This is a genomic window from Clostridioides sp. LIBA-2809, assembly GCF_056688965.1.
This window is the reverse complement of sequence record NZ_CP197004.1, coordinates 2,984,624-3,002,188: the sequence shown is the minus strand read 5'-3', so window position 1 is coordinate 3,002,188 and position 17,565 is coordinate 2,984,624. Positions and strand designations below refer to the sequence as shown.

Below are 17,565 nucleotides of genomic sequence, written 5' to 3'. Positions count from 1 at the left end.
TTTTAATGAATACTAAAGTGCTTGTTATAGACGATGAAATGCATATAGTTGAGCTATTAAAATTCAATTTGGAGGTGTCAAATTACGAAGTTAGTTATTCGTATGATGGGTTTGATGGATTTATAAAAGCTAAGGAAATTAAACCAGATTTAATACTTTTAGATTGGATGCTACCAAATATAAGTGGAATAGAAGTTTTGAGAAAAATAAGAAGTGATAAAGATTTAAAAAATATTCCTGTTATAATGCTTACTGCTAAAAATATGGAAAATGACAAGGTAGAAGGGCTTGAAATAGGTGCTGATGACTATATAACTAAGCCATTTAGTATAAAGGAGTTGTTAGCTAGAATTAGTTCTGTTTTAAGAAGGTATAACTTGACTAGCTTAGGTGAAGAAAATAATATACTTACTACAGGTAATTTAAAATTAGATTTATCAAAGCATGAGGTCACTAAAGGTTCTGAAAAGATAGAGTTAACACTTAAAGAATTTGAACTGTTAAAATTATTAATTCAAAATAAAGGTAAAGTACTTTCAAGAAATTATCTTTTAGATAAAATATGGGGGTATGAATACTATGGAGAAACTAGAACAGTAGATGTTCATATAAGATATTTAAGAAAAAAAATAGAAGATGAAGATAAGTCAGAAAAATATATAGAGACTATAAGAGGTGTTGGATATAAAATAGATTAAAATGGTTATATTTTAGGAGTGTTATCTTGTGGAAGAATTAAATAGCATATATTTTTTTATTGTTATGTTATCAATAGCTATTGTGATATTGTCTGTAAGATATACAATAACATTAAGAAAATATTTAAAAGAATTTATATACGTCTCAAAAAAAGTAAGTAATAATGAATATCATGCTAGACTCAATATATCAGCTAAAGGAGAACTTGGAGAATTAGCTAGAAATTTTAATCATATGATAAAAAATATGGATAAAACATTAGAAGAGGTACAGTATAAACATTTACAGTTAAGGTCTATACTAAAGAGTATATCACATGGAATTCTAGCTATAGATGTAAATGGAAGTATACTTCTGATAAATGATGAAGCAAAAGAAATGATAAAAAGTGAACCAAATCAATTGGTGGAAGGCCACAACATTAATGTTGTAATAAAAGAAGAAGAAATATTAAAACAGATACTTAGATTTATTGGCTCTAAAGATAATGAAACTGCCCATATTACTACTAAAGATGATATAGTATATAAAATAAAAGTAGACCCAGTTTATCTTCAAAATACTAATAATGTAATAATAGGTTCGATAGTAAATATAGAAGATATTACTAAAAAAGTTAAACTTGAAAATATGAGAAGTGATTTTGTTGCAAATGTAAGTCATGAACTTAAAACACCTCTCACATCTATAAGTGGATTTGTTGAAACTCTAAAGTCAAATGAAAATATAGATGTAAATACTAGAAATAGATTCTTGGAAATAATAGAGAGTGAATCAGATAGATTAAAAAGATTGATTGATGATATATTACTATTATCATTCGTAGAAAATAAAGATACCCTTCTTATGGAAAATGTTGTAGTATATGATGTGTTTAAAGAAGTATATGAAATAACACAACATTCAGCTAAAGAAAAAAATATAGAAGTTTTATATAAATGTGATGATAAATCAATAAGTATATTATCGAATAAAGACTATATAAAACAAGTATTTTTAAACTTAGTTGATAATGCTATAAAATATACTCAGGATAATGGCATTGTGCAAGTTGTAGTTTCAAAAGATGAAGAAAAAATAGTAATCAAAGTTATAGATAATGGTGTAGGTATACCAAAAGAAGATGTAGAACGCATCTTTGAACGATTCTATAGGGTAGATAAAGCAAGAAGTAGAGATGTAGGAGGAACGGGTTTAGGATTGGCTATAACTAAGCATATAGTTAAATCGCTAAATGGATGTATAAAAGTAAAAAGTGAGCTTGGTATTGGTAGTGAGTTTATTGTTACGATACTACAAAAAAATTTCCTTAAATAGAAGGAAATTTTTTTTGTTTTTTGCACAAACTATATAAGAGAAGGAGCTGAGAAAATGGAAGAAAGTTTATTGAATGCAAATTTATTTAGACACTCTTTTATAGTTGCATTAGTTGTAGGAATATTATGTAGAGGATTAGTTTTAAGAGTTACAGACAAACAGTACCCATCAAGACCACAAGATTACTTAGAACAGATAATTATATCTGGGCTTTCAGCTTCATTAGGTGCGATAGCATTGCCTGCACTTATAGATAAAGAATTTGCTGCATTGACATTTTTTGCAGTAGCAATACAACAATTTCAAGGTCTTGCAGAGCAAGAAAGAATAACATTAAAGAATATTGATAATGAAGAATTAGTGCCAAAAGGAGATGCCTATGTCGAAGAAATAGCATCTACTTATGAATCTAGAAGTTATATAAGTCTATTTTCTGCATTAGTATCTTCTATAGTTTATATTGTTTTTGCGAGAAAATATGACCTTGGATTCTTTTACTGTACAGTATTAGCTGTTGTGGCAGGAGCTATTGTTGGTGTAATTTTTAGAAGGTTTTTAAGAAGAAATAGTATAGCTGATATAGCAGATATAGTTCCTGCTAAAATAAGTTTTGAAGGACCTATCTTAATGGTTAATGGTGTAATAATAACTAATATAGGTTTGGAAAGTACAAGAGAAAAATACAAAAATGAATGTCTAGCTATAGAAGTTATACCAAGAAACTTAGGTGCATTTGGAATAGTAAATGATGTAGGGCAAAGACAAGCTATTATACATAATCTATTTATTCATATGGGTATAGATAAAGATGTAGATGAGGTTGATATTGTAGCTATATCTAAGACTAATTTAGAAAAAAGTACCGTAGTTATACCATATATGCCAATACTAAAAGATATAGATACCATGATAAAGGTAGTAAAGAGTACACCTATTATAGAGACATCAAAAGGAAAACAGAGTGATTTTTCTAGGAAAACTTTGTAGATTTACAGGTAAAATTTTAAATTAAATATTTTAGGAGTGATTTAATGGATAGAGTATTTTTTGTCGCTGTTATTATTGGTATGACATCTAGAATTATAATGTTGAACTTAGACCAAAAACAGTACCCAACGCAACCAAATGTTTTGCTATCTCAACTTATATTAGCATTCGTTGCTTCTTCATTAGGAGCATTATTAGTTCCAGCTCTTATAAATCGTTCTTATACATCTATAACATTTTTATCTCTTGCAGCAGAACAATTTAGACAAGTAAGAGCAAATAGAAGGAATACATTACAAAACCTAGAGGAAATTCAGCTTGTAAAGAGAGGAGCTGCATTCATAGAGGAGATAGCTAGGACTTATGAAGTAAGAAATTATATGTGTATAGTTACATCTTTTTTAACAATAGGACTGTATTATGTAATACTTGCAGAAACGAAAATAAGTGAAGGTATGAGTTTGATAATAAGTTCAATTTGTGGATTATTGTTAGCCTTTATACTAAAAAAACTACTTACTAGAAAAAGTATTGGAGATATAGCTGATGTAATGCCTGCTGAGATTAGTTTTGTGGACGAGTCTATATTGAAGGTAGGAGATTTAAAAGGTATAACAAATATAGGTCTAAAAAGTGATAGAGAAGTATATATTAATAGAGGTGTAGGAATACAAATAATTCCTAAAAATAAAGATTATGCTAATGCGGGAATATTATTTGATTCAGGTCAAAGACAAGCAATAGTATACAATATATATTCAAGGTTAGGTTTATATGGAGATTATGGAGAACCTTCATTTGTACCATTACCTAGAAGAAATAAAGATGATGAAAGTATAATGATTGCTTATTTACCAATCGATAAGAATGTAGAAAAAGTGATGGAAGCTGTAAAGTCATGTCCAATACTTTCAAGTTCTAAAGGAAAAAACTTATCACTAAAAAATTATAAAATAGGAAAGAAAGGAAGTGCATAAGATGGGAATGGATATAGGTTTAAATGAATATACCCTAGCTATAGTTACACTTGATAAGAATATGAAAAATGGTGGAGGTTGCCCAATCTTTTATGCAAATGATGAGAAAGACTTGCAAAATAAAGCAATGTTAATGTCAAAGTGCGTAGGTGGAATGGTTCATGATATGACAAATGGAACGCTGATTATAGTAAAACATTAAAGTTATAAAATGTTTCTAATAACAAATAATATTCAAATTTTTAAAATACTTAAATTTGAATATTATTTGTTTTAATCTTTTTTATAGCTATTTACTTATATTGACTATTAGAATTAAAATGTGTTATTATGACATGAAATGCTTAAAAATGCTATTATAAAATATAATAAACTTACAAACTATATATGAAAATATATTATAATAAGCTTTGATGAAAACAAAAGAGTGGTGAAAAAATTGGAAGTAAATGTAAAAAAAATAAATAATATTATAAGTAAGGTTTACAAAGATAGTATTGCAGAAGAAATAGGTATAGAAGTAGGAGATTTACTTATATCTGTGAATGAACAGCCAATACATGATATAATAGAGTATAGATTCTTACTAAGTGATGAATATCTAGAGGTAGAGATACAAAAAAAAGATGGCGAAGTCTACATATACGAGATAGAAAAAGACTATGATGAAGATTTGGGTGTTGAATTTACAAATCCAATAATTGACCAAGCTAAAAGTTGTAGAAATAAGTGTATGTTTTGTTTTATAGACCAGTTGCCAGAAGGAATGAGAGAAACTCTTTATTTTAAAGATGATGATTCAAGATTATCTTTTTTGCAAGGAAATTTTGTTACACTTACAAACATGAGTGAAGAAGATATAAATAATATCATTAAATATAGAATAAGTCCTATAAATATATCTGTGCATACGACTAATCCAGAATTAAGACAAAAAATGATAAGCAATAAATTTGCAGGAAAATTATATGGTATAATGAAGAGATTGGCAGATGCTCATATAGAAATGAACTGTCAAATTGTTTTATGTCCAGGTATAAATGACGGAAAAGAATTAGAGAGAACAATAAAAGAATTAGCTCAACTTTATCCATATGTGAATAGTGTTGCTATAGTACCTGTTGGAATTACAAAACACAGAGAAAATTTGGCAAATTTAGACATATTTGATAGTGAAGGTGCAAGTAGAACTATAGAGCAGATACACAAGATGCAAAAAAAATATCTTAATGAAATAGGGACTCGATTTGCCTTTTTATCAGATGAATTTTATATATTATCTAGTAGAGAGTTGCCTACATATGAAGAATATGAAGGTTTTTTACAGTTTGAAGATGGTGTCGGAATGATACGTAGATTAAAATCAGAAATTGAAGAATATTTAAATACATTACCAGAAAAAATTCTTAAAAGAGAGAAAAAAGTTTCAATAGCTACTGGTCATTCTGCGTATGAATTTATACAAAGTATGGCAGATGCTATGATGGACAAGTTTAAAAATCTTCAAGTAGATGTATATGAAATAAAAAATAAATTTTTTGGAGAGACAATAACCGTATCAGGTCTTTTAACAGCTAAAGATTTAAGAGAGCAACTTGAAAATAAAGAATTAGGAGAAGCTCTTTATATAACAAGAAGTATGTTAAAAGCAGATGAAGAAATTTTCTTAGATAATATTGAATTAAATCAATTAGAAGAACTTATGAAAATAAAAATTATCCCATGTTTGAATGAAGGAAAAGACTTTGTGGATAAAATTTTAAAATAGAAAACAAAAGATGGAAGGAGAAACAACATGAGTATAAGTAGGCCAGTTGTAGCTGTAGTTGGGAGACCAAACGTTGGTAAGTCTACAATATTTAATAAATTTGCAGGAAAAAGGATATCAATAGTTGAAAATACACCTGGAGTTACAAGGGATAGAATATTTGCTGAAGTAGAGTGGTTAGATAAATATTTTACATTAGTGGATACAGGAGGAATTGAACCTGATAGTGAAGACATAATATTATCTCAAATGAGAAATCAAGCTATGCTTGCAATGGATATGTCACATGTCATACTTTTTATAGTTGATGGTAAGGCTGGAATGACAGCTGCTGATAAAGAAATTGCCCAGTTGCTTAGAAAAACAAAAAAACCAGTAATCTTAGTAGTCAATAAAATTGATAGCCAGAGCCAATTTGATAATATATATGATTTTTATGAATTAGGATTTGGAACTCCTTTTGCAGTTTCAGGAGCCAATAGTATGGGCTTTGGAGATTTGTTAGATGAGATAGTTGAAAATTTTCCAGCAGGATTAGATACAGAGTATGAAGAAGATATAATAAGAGTAGCTATAACAGGTAAACCAAATGCAGGAAAAAGTTCTATACTTAACAAAATACTTGGAGAAGAAAGAGTAATTGTAAGTCCAATTGCAGGAACTACTAGAGATGCAATTGATACTTATTTTGAAAAGAATGGACAGAAATTTCTTCTGATAGATACAGCAGGACTTAGAAGGAAAAGTAAAATATATGAGACAATAGAAAGATACAGTGTAATAAGAGCTATGAGTGCTGTGGATAGAGCAGATGTAGTATTGATAGTAATAGATGCCCTAGAAGGTGTAACAGAACAAGATACAAAAGTAGCAGGTATAGCACATGATGAAGGTAAAGGATGTATATTTGTAGTCAATAAATGGGACTTAATAGAGAAAGATAATAAGACTATGAGTAATTACACAAAAGATATAAAAGAAAAATTTCCATTTATGATGTATGCTCCAATCGTGTTTGTTTCTGCAAAGACTAATCAGAGAATGAATAAGATATTAGATACAGTTGAGTATGTATCAAATGAACATTCTAAGAGAATATCAACTTCATCATTAAATGAAGTAATTGGAGAAGCAGTAATGTTAAATCAACCACCATCTGATAAAGGTAGAAGATTAAAAATTTACTATGGAACTCAAACAGATATTAGGCCTCCTAAAATTACATTGTTTATAAATGATAAGGACTTAACTCACTTCTCATATCAAAGGTATCTTGAAAATAAGATAAGAGAAAATTTTGGATTTGAAGGAACATCCATAAAGTTTGAGTATAGACAAAAAAATAAGAAATAAGTATTTAAAATATAACTAAAAGGGGGAAATTCAGTGGAGATATTTAGTTATATAATTATCGCTGTAGTTGCATATCTTTTAGGTAACATATCGACTTCATACATAGTTGCAAAGCGAATTGCTGGAGTTGATATAAGGACTCAAGGTTCAGGTAATGCAGGTTCAACAAATGTGCTTAGGACACTTGGAAAAAGAGCAGGAGCAATGACATTTTTAGGTGATGTTCTTAAAGGTGTAATGGCTGTTTTAATATCAGAGCTTGCAGCAAGATTAGTTGGTATAGATACTCTTTTAGCTGGATATCTGGCAGTTATATGTGTTGTGGCAGGTCATAATTGGCCAGCAGTTTTAGGGTTTAGAGGAGGTAAAGGTGTTGCAACTTCGTTAGGAGCAATGCTCGCTGTAAATCCAGTAATAACACTAATGTGTCTAGCAGTATTTATATTGGTGGTAGTTATAACAAAGTATGTTTCTTTAGGTTCTGTTGTAGGAATAGGATGTTCACCAATATTTATGATTATAGTAAAAAATAAAGCTGGTTTAATAGTAGCTTTGTTTTTAACCGCATCAGTAATATATAATCACAGAGCAAATATAAAGCGATTATTAAATGGGACAGAGAGAAAGATTGGTCAAAAGAAAGAATAGTAAATATATTATACTCAGGTGGTGTTAAACATGGAGAAAGTATGTGTATTAGGTACTGGAAGTTGGGGAAGTGCATTAGCTTTAGGTCTCGCAAAAAAAGGTAACGATGTGAGTATGTGGACTCGAAAAGAAGAGCAAGCCAAAAAAATAAACAGAACTAAAGAAAATACAGACTATTTACCAGGAGTATTATTTCCAAATAATATAACTATAAGTACTGATATAGAAAAAACTATAAAAGATTGTAAGGTGATAGTTTTAGCAGTTCCATCACAGGCCGTAAGGAGTACTTGTCAAAAAATAAAACCATTTATAAAAGAGGGACAAATTATTGTTAATGTAGCAAAAGGTCTCGAAAAAGGTACTGGACTTAGATTATCTCAAGTCTGTGAAGAAGAATTACCACAAAATCCATATGTAATACTATCTGGACCATCTCATGCTGAAGAAGTAGCAAAAGATATCCCTACCACAGTAGTAGTAGCTTCTAAAGAGTTAAAAATAGCACAGAGGATACAAGATTTATTTATGAGCCCTAAACTTAGAGTTTATACGAATCCAGATATAGTTGGAGTAGAACTTGGAGGAGCATTAAAAAATATTATAGCCTTTGGAGCTGGGATATGTGATGGATTAGGGTATGGTGACAATGCAAAAGCTGCTCTTATGACAAGAGGTATTAGTGAAATGAGTAGACTCGGAATTGCTATGGGAGCTAACATGCCTACATTTGCAGGTCTTTCAGGCATAGGAGATTTAATTGTTACTTGTACAAGTATGCATAGTAGAAATAGAAGAGCTGGTATACTTATAGGTAAAGGTATGAGCTTAGAAGATACTTTAAAAGAAGTCAAGATGGTTGTAGAAGGTATAACTGCGACTGAAGTAGCACATGATGTAGCTGAAAAGTTGAATATAGACATGCCAATAACTAATGCTATATACTCTGTAATAAATAAAGGTTCAGATCCAAAGGAAGTTGGAATAGAACTAATGATGAGAAGTAAAAAGCATGAAATGGAAGAAGTAGTTTTAGGTGATGATATATAAATCATTGAAATGTAAAATAATAGATATATTTTAGCCCTCTTTTATATAAAAGAGGGCTATTTTAATTTTATTTAGCATGTTTTATTATGTATTCAATAGAAGAAATCATTTTTACAGTTAATTCATCATCATTAGAATTTTTCTCTATGTTCTTTTTTAAGAATAAGAGATTTTGATAAAACGAGATAATTATATCATTTATTATATCTAAATCTTTTGCGGGTATATATTGTGCATCTACAAGATTATTCAATAGTATTTTATTTCTTTCTTTTATACTTTTTCCTGTAATCATTAGGGAGATATCACTATCATGAGTACCTAAATCTTCTGGAAACATATTATAATACTGTTTTGTTATATAACTGAGTTCCTCGCTAGACAAGTTAAAAAATATCTTATAAAAAGCCTCAGCATTTTCAAAAGAATGTTTACAAAATAATTTCCACATAATTATATATTTCTGATATTCATCAGTAACCCCTTCTATGCACCTAGAAATACTCAGATTGTACTCTTTAAAATATTTTATAGAGGCAAATGATATTAGGTGGTCTAAATTTTTAAAATAGTTGTATAGAGTTGAGCTGTTGTAGCCAGCCATATTTGCAACTTTACGTAGCGTAATATTTTCTATACCTTCATTTTCCATAATATTTTGAGCAGCTTCTATGAAGTACATTAATATCCTTTTTTTTTGTAATTCTTTATTTGTCATTTTATTCACCTACAAATAATCAATATAGTTTATATAATCGTGATTTTATCATTAAATTTACTATAAATCAAGAATAATGTTCTAACACCTAATATATATTGTTATTTTTTAGATAATTTAAAATAAAACTAAAATAAAAAATATTTAAAACATAATCATGATTGACAAAATAATCATGATTATGATAAAATAATCACAAATAAATTTGATTTACATACAAATGCAACAAGGATTAAAATATTAAAGATTTTAAAAATAAGATATTTATCATTGTTGTATTAAATAAATTATCTAAATATTAAGAAAGAGGTGTACTATGTCAAATAACATGAGACTAGAAAGATTAAGAAAGTATATGAGTGAAAAAAACATTGAAATTGGTTTAATATTTGAACCAGATAATCAATTTTATATTAGTGGATTTAAAGCAATAACTTATTCTAGACCAATTGTAACAGTAGTAACTAAAGATAAAATAGAACTAATAGTACCTGGATTAGAAGAATTACATGCTAAAGAAGTTGCAAAAGTTGATAATGTATATGTATATTATGAAATACCAGAAATGAAAGAACATGGAATATCGCATAAGCATTATTTAGATATAATTTTAAGTAGATATCCTAAAGGAACAATTGTTGGAATAGAAAAAGATATAGTGTCTGCAAGCTTCTCAGAATATATAACTGATAAGTCATTTGACATTAAAGATATTGGAAGTAAAATATTTGAAATGAGATATGTAAAAGATGCAGAAGAGATAGAATTTTTGAAGATAGCTGGTTATTTATCTGATATAGGTATAAAAGGGTCTTTGGAAAATGTTAGAGTTGGAATGAGTGAGTTGGAATTTGATGTAGCAGGGGACAATGCTTTGTTAAAATATGTATCTGAAAATTATCCTGATACATATATAGGGTTTGCAAACTGGACTTGTTCTGGTATCGATAGAACAGCACAACCACATTTAGATTCTAATACTAGAATACTTCAAAGAGGAGATATAGTGATACATAGTAGACAGGTTTGGTATGAAAATTATAGAGCAGAAAATGAGAGAACTTTTATCATAGGTAAGCCAACGGAAAGACAAAAAGAAGTATTTAAGATAGCAGTGGAGGCTCAACAGGCGGGATTAGATACAATAAAAGCTGGTATACCAGCAAGAATGGTTGATGAAGCAGCAAGAGCTGTTGTTGCAAAACATGGTCTAGAACTATATGCAAATCATAGGATTGGACATGGCTTAGGTTTATCAGAGCATGAAGAACCATATTTAAGATTTGACAATGAATTAATATTAGAAGAAGGTATGGTATTTTCTATGGAGCCAGGAATATATATACCTGGAGTTGGAGGATTTAGACATTCTGATACAGCAATAGTGGGTAAGAATGGTGCTACAATTATAACTAATTATCCAAGAAGTGTTGAAGACCTTATACTTGATATTTAATTAGAGTATGAATATATTCAAGTAAATTTAAAATTGGAGGAATTATAGTGAAAAAGAAAATTGGATTTTGGGATTTAGTATTTATGAATATATCAGCATTATTTGGGATTAGATGGATAGCTAAATCTACTGCTTCTAGTTTTGGTTTGGGTCTTGGTTCAATACCAGTTTGGTTATTGTTTGCTTTTATATTCTTTGTACCAGCATCACTTATATGTGCAGAGTTGGCAGCAACATATCCAAAAGATGGTGGACTTGGAGAGTGGGTTAAACAAGCTTATGGAGAAAAGTGGGGATTTATGGTGTCATGGTTAAATTGGACATCAAAGATATTTTGGTATTCTTCTTTTTTGACATTTTTAGCTATAAACATTGCCTATATGCTTGGAAATCCAGAACTATCAAACAATAAAATATTTATTTTAGTACTTTCACTTATAATATTCTGGATATTATCCCTAATAAGTACTCGAGGAATGGCATTTGGAAAATTCTTTACAAACACAGGAGCATTAGGTTCTACAATTCCTGCGATATTACTTATAGTAATGGCATTTATGTCTGTAGTTATTCTTAAAAAAGCTCCATCAGCATCTGTATATACAATTCAAAATATATTACCAAAGATAGATGCAAATGCATTAGTTTCTATATCTGCCATAATATTTGCTCTATCAGGAGCTGAAACGACTGCTAATTTTATAACTGAAATGGATAATGCTAAGAAAAACTTTCCCAAAGCTATATTGACAGTAGCTGTGTTAATAGGAGGAATCTATATTCTAGGTTCAGTAGCAATAACAATGATACTTCCTCCAAATGAAATTGCAGCATCGACAGGTATACTCGATGCATTAGCTAAGGTTGCACAAGATTTAGGTATAGGAAACTGGTTTATAAGAGTGGTTGCGTTTGGAATAACCTTATCAGTACTTGGAGCATTAATACTTTATATAGCAGGTCCAGTAAAGATGCTTTTTGGAAATGTAAAAGAAGGCGTATTTCCTAAGAAATTAACTGATACAAATGAACACAATATACCATCAAATGCAGTATTGATTCAAGCTATAATCGTAAGTCTACTTCTTATAGGCTCAAATTTATTGCCATCAGTGGACAATATATATAATGTTCTTGTTACTATGACAGCATTAACCGCATTATTTCCATATGTGTTGCTTTTCACATCTTATATAAGGCTGAGAAAGACAAGACCAAATGAAGAAAGACCTTATTCAATTTCCAAAAGTAATTTGGTTTGTATAAATATAGCTAGGATGGTACTTGTAGTGACTGTTGTTGGTATACTTTTCTCAACAGCACCAGTCATGGAAACTTTAAAAGATAATATAGTTTATGAGATTGAGATGATAGGTGGAGGACTTTTTGTCATAATAACAGGTTTAATGATATGGAAGAATTATGAAAAGAAAATGTTGAATAACACAGGAATTTCTCATAAGTAAAAATATATGTACGAACCAAAAAATAATACACTAATAATTTCTATTGTATTTTAAATAACTAATAGGAGGTCATTATAAAAATTTATGAGTACTTACATAAGGAGGGAATATGTCAACTGAAGCAAACAAACCAAGCATTTGGAAAAATTTCAAAGTATTGATAATACTCTTTGTAGCAGGAGCATTTATATATGCTTTACCGTATTTAAAGAACTATTATTATGATACCTTTTCACAAGCGTTCAATCTTACAAACACACAAATGGGAAGTCTAGGAAGTATTTATGGCCTCCTTGCAATGGTATCGTACCTTTTTGGTGGCTTCTTAGCAGATCGTATTTCAGCTAGAAAGCTACTTTCAGGTTCCTTAATTATTACAGGAGTATTAGGGCTTGTATTAACTCTCTATCCTCCATATATTGTTGTATTTTTAATCCATGCTTTATGGGGAATAACGACGATTCTTACTTTTTGGCCAGCTCTTGTAAAAGCTGTTAGGATGTTAGCATCTGAAAATGAACAAGGTAAGGCTTTTGGATTTATGGAAAGTGGTCGTGGAATTACCAATGCAATTCATTTATCCCTAGTATTGGTATTATTTGGTTACATTTCGTCGAAAGTAAGTGATAAAACTGGTCTTACAGCTATTATAGTACTGTATTCAGCTATAAATGTAATAGTTGGAGTATTAGTATTTTTAAAGTTAAAGGATAATGAAAAAGAAGTATCAGCTAAGTTTGATAAAGAAGCTTTCTTTGCGGTGATAAAAATGCCTCATACATGGGTAATAACAATAATCATGTTTTGTTCATATTCAGCTAATATGTCATTTTACTACTTCACACCATATTCAACTGAGGCATTTGGAGCAACAGTAGTATTTGCATCTGCAATATCAATATTAGCTCAATACTGTAGACCAGTAGCATCGGCTGTTTCTGGGTTACTTGGAGATAAGGTTGGTTCATCAAAGATTATATCTTATGGATTTATACTTATGATTATAGGTCTTTTAGGTGTAATACTTACACCAACAAAAGCATCTATGATTTATATATTATTGATTGGATGTGTTGCAATATATGTATCTATGTATGCAATTCAAGGCTTACACTATTCATTACTTGAAGAAGGTAATTATTCATTATCAATATCAGGAACTGCTATAGGTATAGTTGCTACATTAGGATATCTTCCAGAAGTACTTTGTCCATTAGCAGCAGGAAAGATATTAGATACATTTCCAGGTGTGACTGGATATAAATATTACTTTATAGTTCTTACTATAGTAGCTATAATTGGATTGGTGTTTACATTTGTATGGATGAATATGACCAAAGAAAGACGTAAAGAGCTTATTCAAATGAATAATAAGTCAAGTGAAAGTATTACTAAAGTCAGTTAATATAACTCACTACTATTTGGGCTAGCATATTAATTTAATTTACATTGAAATTCACAAATTTTTCTATGTAATTCAATTTAATATTGCTGGTCTTTATTTTTCTATTTTAAGAATATTAACCCCTAACTCTAAATATAATTTAATAAGATTAGATGTATAGGAGGAATAATATGAATAATAACATATACGAAGATATATCCAAAAGGACTCAAGGGGATATATATATTGGAGTAGTGGGTCCTGTAAGAACAGGAAAATCAACATTTATAAGAAAATTCATGGAAAAGTTGGTTATCCCAAATATAGACAATGAGTTTAAAAAAGATAGAACAAGAGATGAGATACCTCAAAGTGGTTCAGGCAAAACAATAATGACAGTAGAACCAAAATTTGTACCAGCAGATGGTGTAGAAATTAAAATAAAAGACACAGTATCTTTAAAAGTAAGAATGGTAGATTGTGTTGGATACATAGTTGAAGGAGCTTTAGGGCATGAGGAAGGTGGAAAACAAAGATTGGTATCAACTCCTTGGTCACAAGAAGCTATGACGTTTGAAAAGGCAGCAGAGATAGGAACTAAAAAAGTTATAAAAGACCATTCTACAATAGGGATAGTTGTTTTGACAGATGGTTCAGTTACTGGTATTGACAGAAAAAGTTATGTAGAGCCAGAAGAAAGAGTTATACAGGAATTAAAAAGTCTTAAAAAACCATTTGCTGTGGTTTTAAATACTCTAAGTCCAAAAAGTGAGGAAACAAGTATGCTTAGAAATGAATTGGAAGAAAAGTATGAAGTTCCAGTTCTTCCAATGAATGTAGTTGAAATGGAAGAAGATGAAATCGAGGAAGTTATGGAAGCTGTATTGTATGATTTCCCACTTACAGAAATAAGAATCAATTTACCTAAATGGGTTGAAGGTCTTGAGAGAAATCATTGGATAAAAAGTAGCATAATAACAACATTAAAACAAAGTATTATAGATATAGGTAAAATAAGAGATATAGAAGGTATTATGCAAGGCTTTTCTGAGTTAGAGTTTTTGGAAGATACAGGTGTTGATAATGTAGAGTTAGGAGAAGGAGTTATAAATATTGATTTACAGACAAAGCAAGATTTATTCTATAATATCCTTGAAGAAAAGAGTGGGTTTAAAATTGAGGGAGATTATCAATTGCTTAGTCTAATAACTAGATTATCTAAAGTTAAAAATGAGTATGATAAAATAGAAAGTGCTTTAGTAGATGCTAAGATAAAAGGATATGGAGTAGTAGCCCCTTCACTAGAAGAACTTAGTTTAGAGGAACCAGAAATAATGAAGCAAGGAAAACAATATGGTATCAAGCTAAGAGCTAATGCACCATCACTTCATATTATAAAAGCAGATATATCTACAGAAGTCTCTCCAATAGTTGGTAATCAAAATCAAGGTGAAGAGATGATAAAATATCTTATGGAGGTGTTTGAAGAGCAACCAGCAGATTTATGGGAATCAAATATGTTTGGTAAGTCACTTCATGATTTAGTGAAAGAGCAATTACAAAGTAAATTGTATACTATGCCAGAAGAAATAAGAGTTAAGATGCAAAAGACTCTACAAAAAATTGTAAATGAAGGAAGCTCTAATATTATAACTATTTTATTATAAGAATATAAGCTACTTATTAAAGTTAAACACTTGTTTACTTTAGTAAGTAGCTTTTTATTTATAAAAATTGACAATAAGTTCTAATTATGGAAAAATTAAATATATAAGATACGTTTTTCAACATTATTATATTAAAATATTAGGAGTAAAAGATGAAGAAGTCTGAAATATTTATTTTTGTAAGCATAATAATACTCTGTTTTGTAATTTCTCCAAACAAGGTCTTTGGACAAGAGGATAATTGTTTTGAAGATTTTGAAAGGTGGGTTCAAGAAAATAAAAATAATAAAGAAGAAATAGTTTATACTCTTCCTTGTGATATGGTAATAGACGAAGAGTTTAGATTTTATATTCCTTATGACAGTAATTTTACAATAGATACCAACAAATATAAAATACTGATAAAAAATCATGGGAGATTTATTATTGATGATAATGAACTAAATATAATAGGTGAAGGAGGAAAAGAAGGAGTAATACATGTAGAAACTGGTGGAAGTATAAGTATCGGTATAAATAACATAATTGCTACTGATGGGACAGCCTTATACGTTGAAGAAGGAGGAGACTTATATATTAAATCATCCTATGAATCTGTTGAAAAAATAAAGGCAAATGGAAAAGATGCAATAGGAATTTATACTGAAAATGATATTAGAATATTAAATAAGGATATTGAAGTGAATGGAGAGAGTGCTATAGGTGTTTACTCTAAAGGTGATGTTGAGATAGAAGAATCTTCAATAAAAGCTTATAGTAGTAACAAAGAAAATGGATTATTAAGAGCTAATAATAAGGCTGTACAATCAATTGTATCAGAAAGCAAGAAAGTTTATATAATTGATAACTCTAATGAGCTTATACCAGCTATATCTGAAGATTCTGGCTATAATATTATAACATGTTGCCAGAGGGGAATTGATGTATTTAGTGAAGAAATAAAAGTAAGTAAAGATGATAAAATAGAAGATATAAAATTTCCGAAAGATATGGTATTAGAAACATCTAGTGGTAATCAACTTGATATAGATGTAGAGTGGGATTTTACTGATTATTATGAAAAGTTGAAAAAAGAAGAAACTTTTAGTATAACAGGAAAGTTTAAAATAGAAACATTAAATAGAGAAAAAATTGTAGTAAATGATGATGTTGTTCCTATTTTGGACATATCTGTTGCAGAGAAAAAACCAATAGATAATTTGGAATTAGATTATCAAAACACAAGAGATGGATATGTAGCTGTCTTGTATTTTGATATGCCATACAATGCAAATAAAGTTTTTGTTGAATATTCAGTAGATGGAATCAATTGGACATCTGAGGAACAGGAAGATATTAGAGACCAAGCTATACTTTTCTTTGAAGATTTTAAGCTACGTTGTTTTAGAGTAAGAGTGGAAGGCGGATTAAAAGAAGGTTATTCAAATATGGTTTTTAAACCAGGATTTATAATGGGGGGTGGTGACAATCAAGAGACACCAGATGATGAACGGGGAAATGATGATATTGATGGTGACCGTGGCGGTGGTGGTAGAGATGACCCAGATAGAGAAAATGATGGACTTACTTTAGATAGTGATAAGGAAAATGATAGTGTTGATGAAGCAGTTCCTGAAGATTCTAATAGCATAACAGATTCTAATAATGAACAAAAAGACAATATTAATCAAGAAGATGAAAGAAATGATAAGTCTGACAAAGAGATTATAGAGAAAGAAAAGAATAATACTAACACTAATAACAGAGATAATGGTGTTAAGAATGATGATTTAACTATTATAAATAAGTCTAATAAGAGTTTAATTCAAATATTAAAAAGAGACTATGAAGAAAATCAAGCATATAAAAACACAACTGATGATAAAAAAATATCAAATGAAAAAGACACTTTTCAAGTAGGTAAATTTAATAATAGACTAAACTCTACTTCTAACTCGCATAGTAAAACTCATAATTTTCAAGATGGAATTGCTATTGGATTTGGAATTGTAGTTTCAACTATGTTATTTTCAATAGTAGCAATAAATCCTTGTATCATAAAATATGTAAATAAATTTATAAAATATAAAAAGTAG

15 protein-coding genes are annotated in these 17,565 nt (G+C 29.4%); 14 read left to right on the top strand and 1 reads right to left on the bottom strand.

The annotated features are described in order from the left end of the window. Window positions 1-5 precede the first annotated feature (5 nt). The 9 genes from ACTG44_RS14220 (at window position 6) to ACTG44_RS14180 (ending at window position 8,799) form a co-directional block, all read left to right on the top strand. Window positions 6-698: a winged helix-turn-helix domain-containing protein gene (locus tag ACTG44_RS14220; protein ID WP_003416112.1), complete on the top strand. Its 693-nt coding sequence runs from the start codon at window positions 6-8 to the stop codon at window positions 696-698. 28 nt (window positions 699-726) lie between these two features. After that, window positions 727-2,016: a HAMP domain-containing sensor histidine kinase gene (locus ACTG44_RS14215; RefSeq protein ID WP_021385406.1), complete on the top strand. Its 1,290-nt coding sequence runs from the start codon at window positions 727-729 to the stop codon at window positions 2,014-2,016. A 54-nt stretch (window positions 2,017-2,070) separates the two neighbouring features. Beyond that, window positions 2,071-3,003, top strand: a complete 933-nt coding sequence (locus ACTG44_RS14210) for a YIEGIA family protein (protein WP_021385421.1) — start codon at window positions 2,071-2,073, stop codon at window positions 3,001-3,003. A 44-nt stretch (window positions 3,004-3,047) separates the two neighbouring features. Further along, window positions 3,048-3,980 carry a YIEGIA family protein gene (locus tag ACTG44_RS14205; protein WP_479920669.1) on the top strand — a complete coding sequence of 311 codons (933 nt, stop codon included), beginning with the start codon at window positions 3,048-3,050 and terminating at the stop codon, window positions 3,978-3,980. A gap of 1 nt (window position 3,981) precedes the next feature. Next, entirely contained in the window at window positions 3,982-4,182 is a 201-nt protein-coding gene (locus ACTG44_RS14200; protein WP_021385530.1) for a capping complex subunit for YIEGIA, read from the top strand. Between the two features lie 237 nt (window positions 4,183-4,419). Beyond that, the gene (locus ACTG44_RS14195; RefSeq protein WP_479921701.1) at window positions 4,420-5,748 is read left to right on the top strand and encodes a DUF512 domain-containing protein; all 1,329 of its coding nucleotides are present in this window, start codon (window positions 4,420-4,422) and stop codon (window positions 5,746-5,748) included. A 27-nt stretch (window positions 5,749-5,775) separates the two neighbouring features. Further along, on the top strand, window positions 5,776-7,101 hold the full coding sequence (der, locus tag ACTG44_RS14190; RefSeq protein WP_479920668.1) for a ribosome biogenesis GTPase Der: 1,326 nt from the start codon (window positions 5,776-5,778) through the stop codon (window positions 7,099-7,101). Between the two features lie 33 nt (window positions 7,102-7,134). Next, window positions 7,135-7,749, top strand: a complete 615-nt coding sequence (plsY, locus tag ACTG44_RS14185; protein WP_021385546.1) for a glycerol-3-phosphate 1-O-acyltransferase PlsY — start codon at window positions 7,135-7,137, stop codon at window positions 7,747-7,749. Window positions 7,750-7,779: 30 nt separating this feature from the next. After that, on the top strand, window positions 7,780-8,799 hold the full coding sequence (locus ACTG44_RS14180; protein ID WP_021385389.1) for an NAD(P)H-dependent glycerol-3-phosphate dehydrogenase: 1,020 nt from the start codon (window positions 7,780-7,782) through the stop codon (window positions 8,797-8,799). 67 nt (window positions 8,800-8,866) lie between these two features. Here the strand turns inward: ACTG44_RS14180 and ACTG44_RS14175 are convergent, their stop codons facing one another. After that, entirely contained in the window at window positions 8,867-9,517 is a 651-nt protein-coding gene (locus ACTG44_RS14175) for a TetR family transcriptional regulator (RefSeq protein WP_021385457.1), read from the bottom strand. A gap of 316 nt (window positions 9,518-9,833) precedes the next feature. Here ACTG44_RS14175 and ACTG44_RS14170 point away from each other — a divergent pair, with 316 nt between their 5' ends. The 5 genes from ACTG44_RS14170 to ACTG44_RS14150 all read left to right on the top strand — a co-directional run bounded on the left by ACTG44_RS14170 (window position 9,834) and on the right by ACTG44_RS14150 (window position 17,565). Continuing rightward, window positions 9,834-10,973 (top strand): M24 family metallopeptidase, encoded by a 1,140-nt coding sequence (locus ACTG44_RS14170; protein ID WP_479919256.1) that lies wholly within the window; start codon window positions 9,834-9,836, stop codon window positions 10,971-10,973. Window positions 10,974-11,020: 47 nt separating this feature from the next. Beyond that, complete coding sequence (locus ACTG44_RS14165; protein WP_479920667.1) at window positions 11,021-12,439, top strand: APC family permease; 1,419 nt, start codon at window positions 11,021-11,023, stop codon at window positions 12,437-12,439. A 109-nt stretch (window positions 12,440-12,548) separates the two neighbouring features. Further along, window positions 12,549-13,844 (top strand): MFS transporter, encoded by a 1,296-nt coding sequence (locus tag ACTG44_RS14160; RefSeq protein WP_479920666.1) that lies wholly within the window; start codon window positions 12,549-12,551, stop codon window positions 13,842-13,844. Between the two features lie 170 nt (window positions 13,845-14,014). Next, window positions 14,015-15,490 (top strand): stage IV sporulation protein A, encoded by a 1,476-nt coding sequence (gene spoIVA, locus ACTG44_RS14155; RefSeq protein ID WP_479920665.1) that lies wholly within the window; start codon window positions 14,015-14,017, stop codon window positions 15,488-15,490. A 152-nt stretch (window positions 15,491-15,642) separates the two neighbouring features. Next, window positions 15,643-17,565, top strand: coding sequence for a hypothetical protein (locus tag ACTG44_RS14150; protein ID WP_479920664.1), 1,923 nt, complete (start codon window positions 15,643-15,645; stop codon window positions 17,563-17,565).

Coding starts and splice junctions, on each gene's coding strand:
- ACTG44_RS14220 (WP_003416112.1), top strand. CDS start 6: ATGAATACTAAAGTGCTTGTTATAGACGATGAAATGCATATAGTTGAG.
- ACTG44_RS14210 (WP_021385421.1), top strand. CDS start 2,071: ATGGAAGAAAGTTTATTGAATGCAAATTTATTTAGACACTCTTTTATA.
- ACTG44_RS14205 (WP_479920669.1), top strand. CDS start 3,048: ATGGATAGAGTATTTTTTGTCGCTGTTATTATTGGTATGACATCTAGA.
- ACTG44_RS14200 (WP_021385530.1), top strand. CDS start 3,982: ATGGGAATGGATATAGGTTTAAATGAATATACCCTAGCTATAGTTACA.
- der (WP_479920668.1), top strand. CDS start 5,776: ATGAGTATAAGTAGGCCAGTTGTAGCTGTAGTTGGGAGACCAAACGTT.
- ACTG44_RS14180 (WP_021385389.1), top strand. CDS start 7,780: ATGGAGAAAGTATGTGTATTAGGTACTGGAAGTTGGGGAAGTGCATTA.
- ACTG44_RS14175 (WP_021385457.1), bottom strand. CDS start 9,517: ATGACAAATAAAGAATTACAAAAAAAAAGGATATTAATGTACTTCATA.
- ACTG44_RS14170 (WP_479919256.1), top strand. CDS start 9,834: ATGTCAAATAACATGAGACTAGAAAGATTAAGAAAGTATATGAGTGAA.
- ACTG44_RS14160 (WP_479920666.1), top strand. CDS start 12,549: ATGTCAACTGAAGCAAACAAACCAAGCATTTGGAAAAATTTCAAAGTA.
- spoIVA (WP_479920665.1), top strand. CDS start 14,015: ATGAATAATAACATATACGAAGATATATCCAAAAGGACTCAAGGGGAT.
- ACTG44_RS14150 (WP_479920664.1), top strand. CDS start 15,643: ATGAAGAAGTCTGAAATATTTATTTTTGTAAGCATAATAATACTCTGT.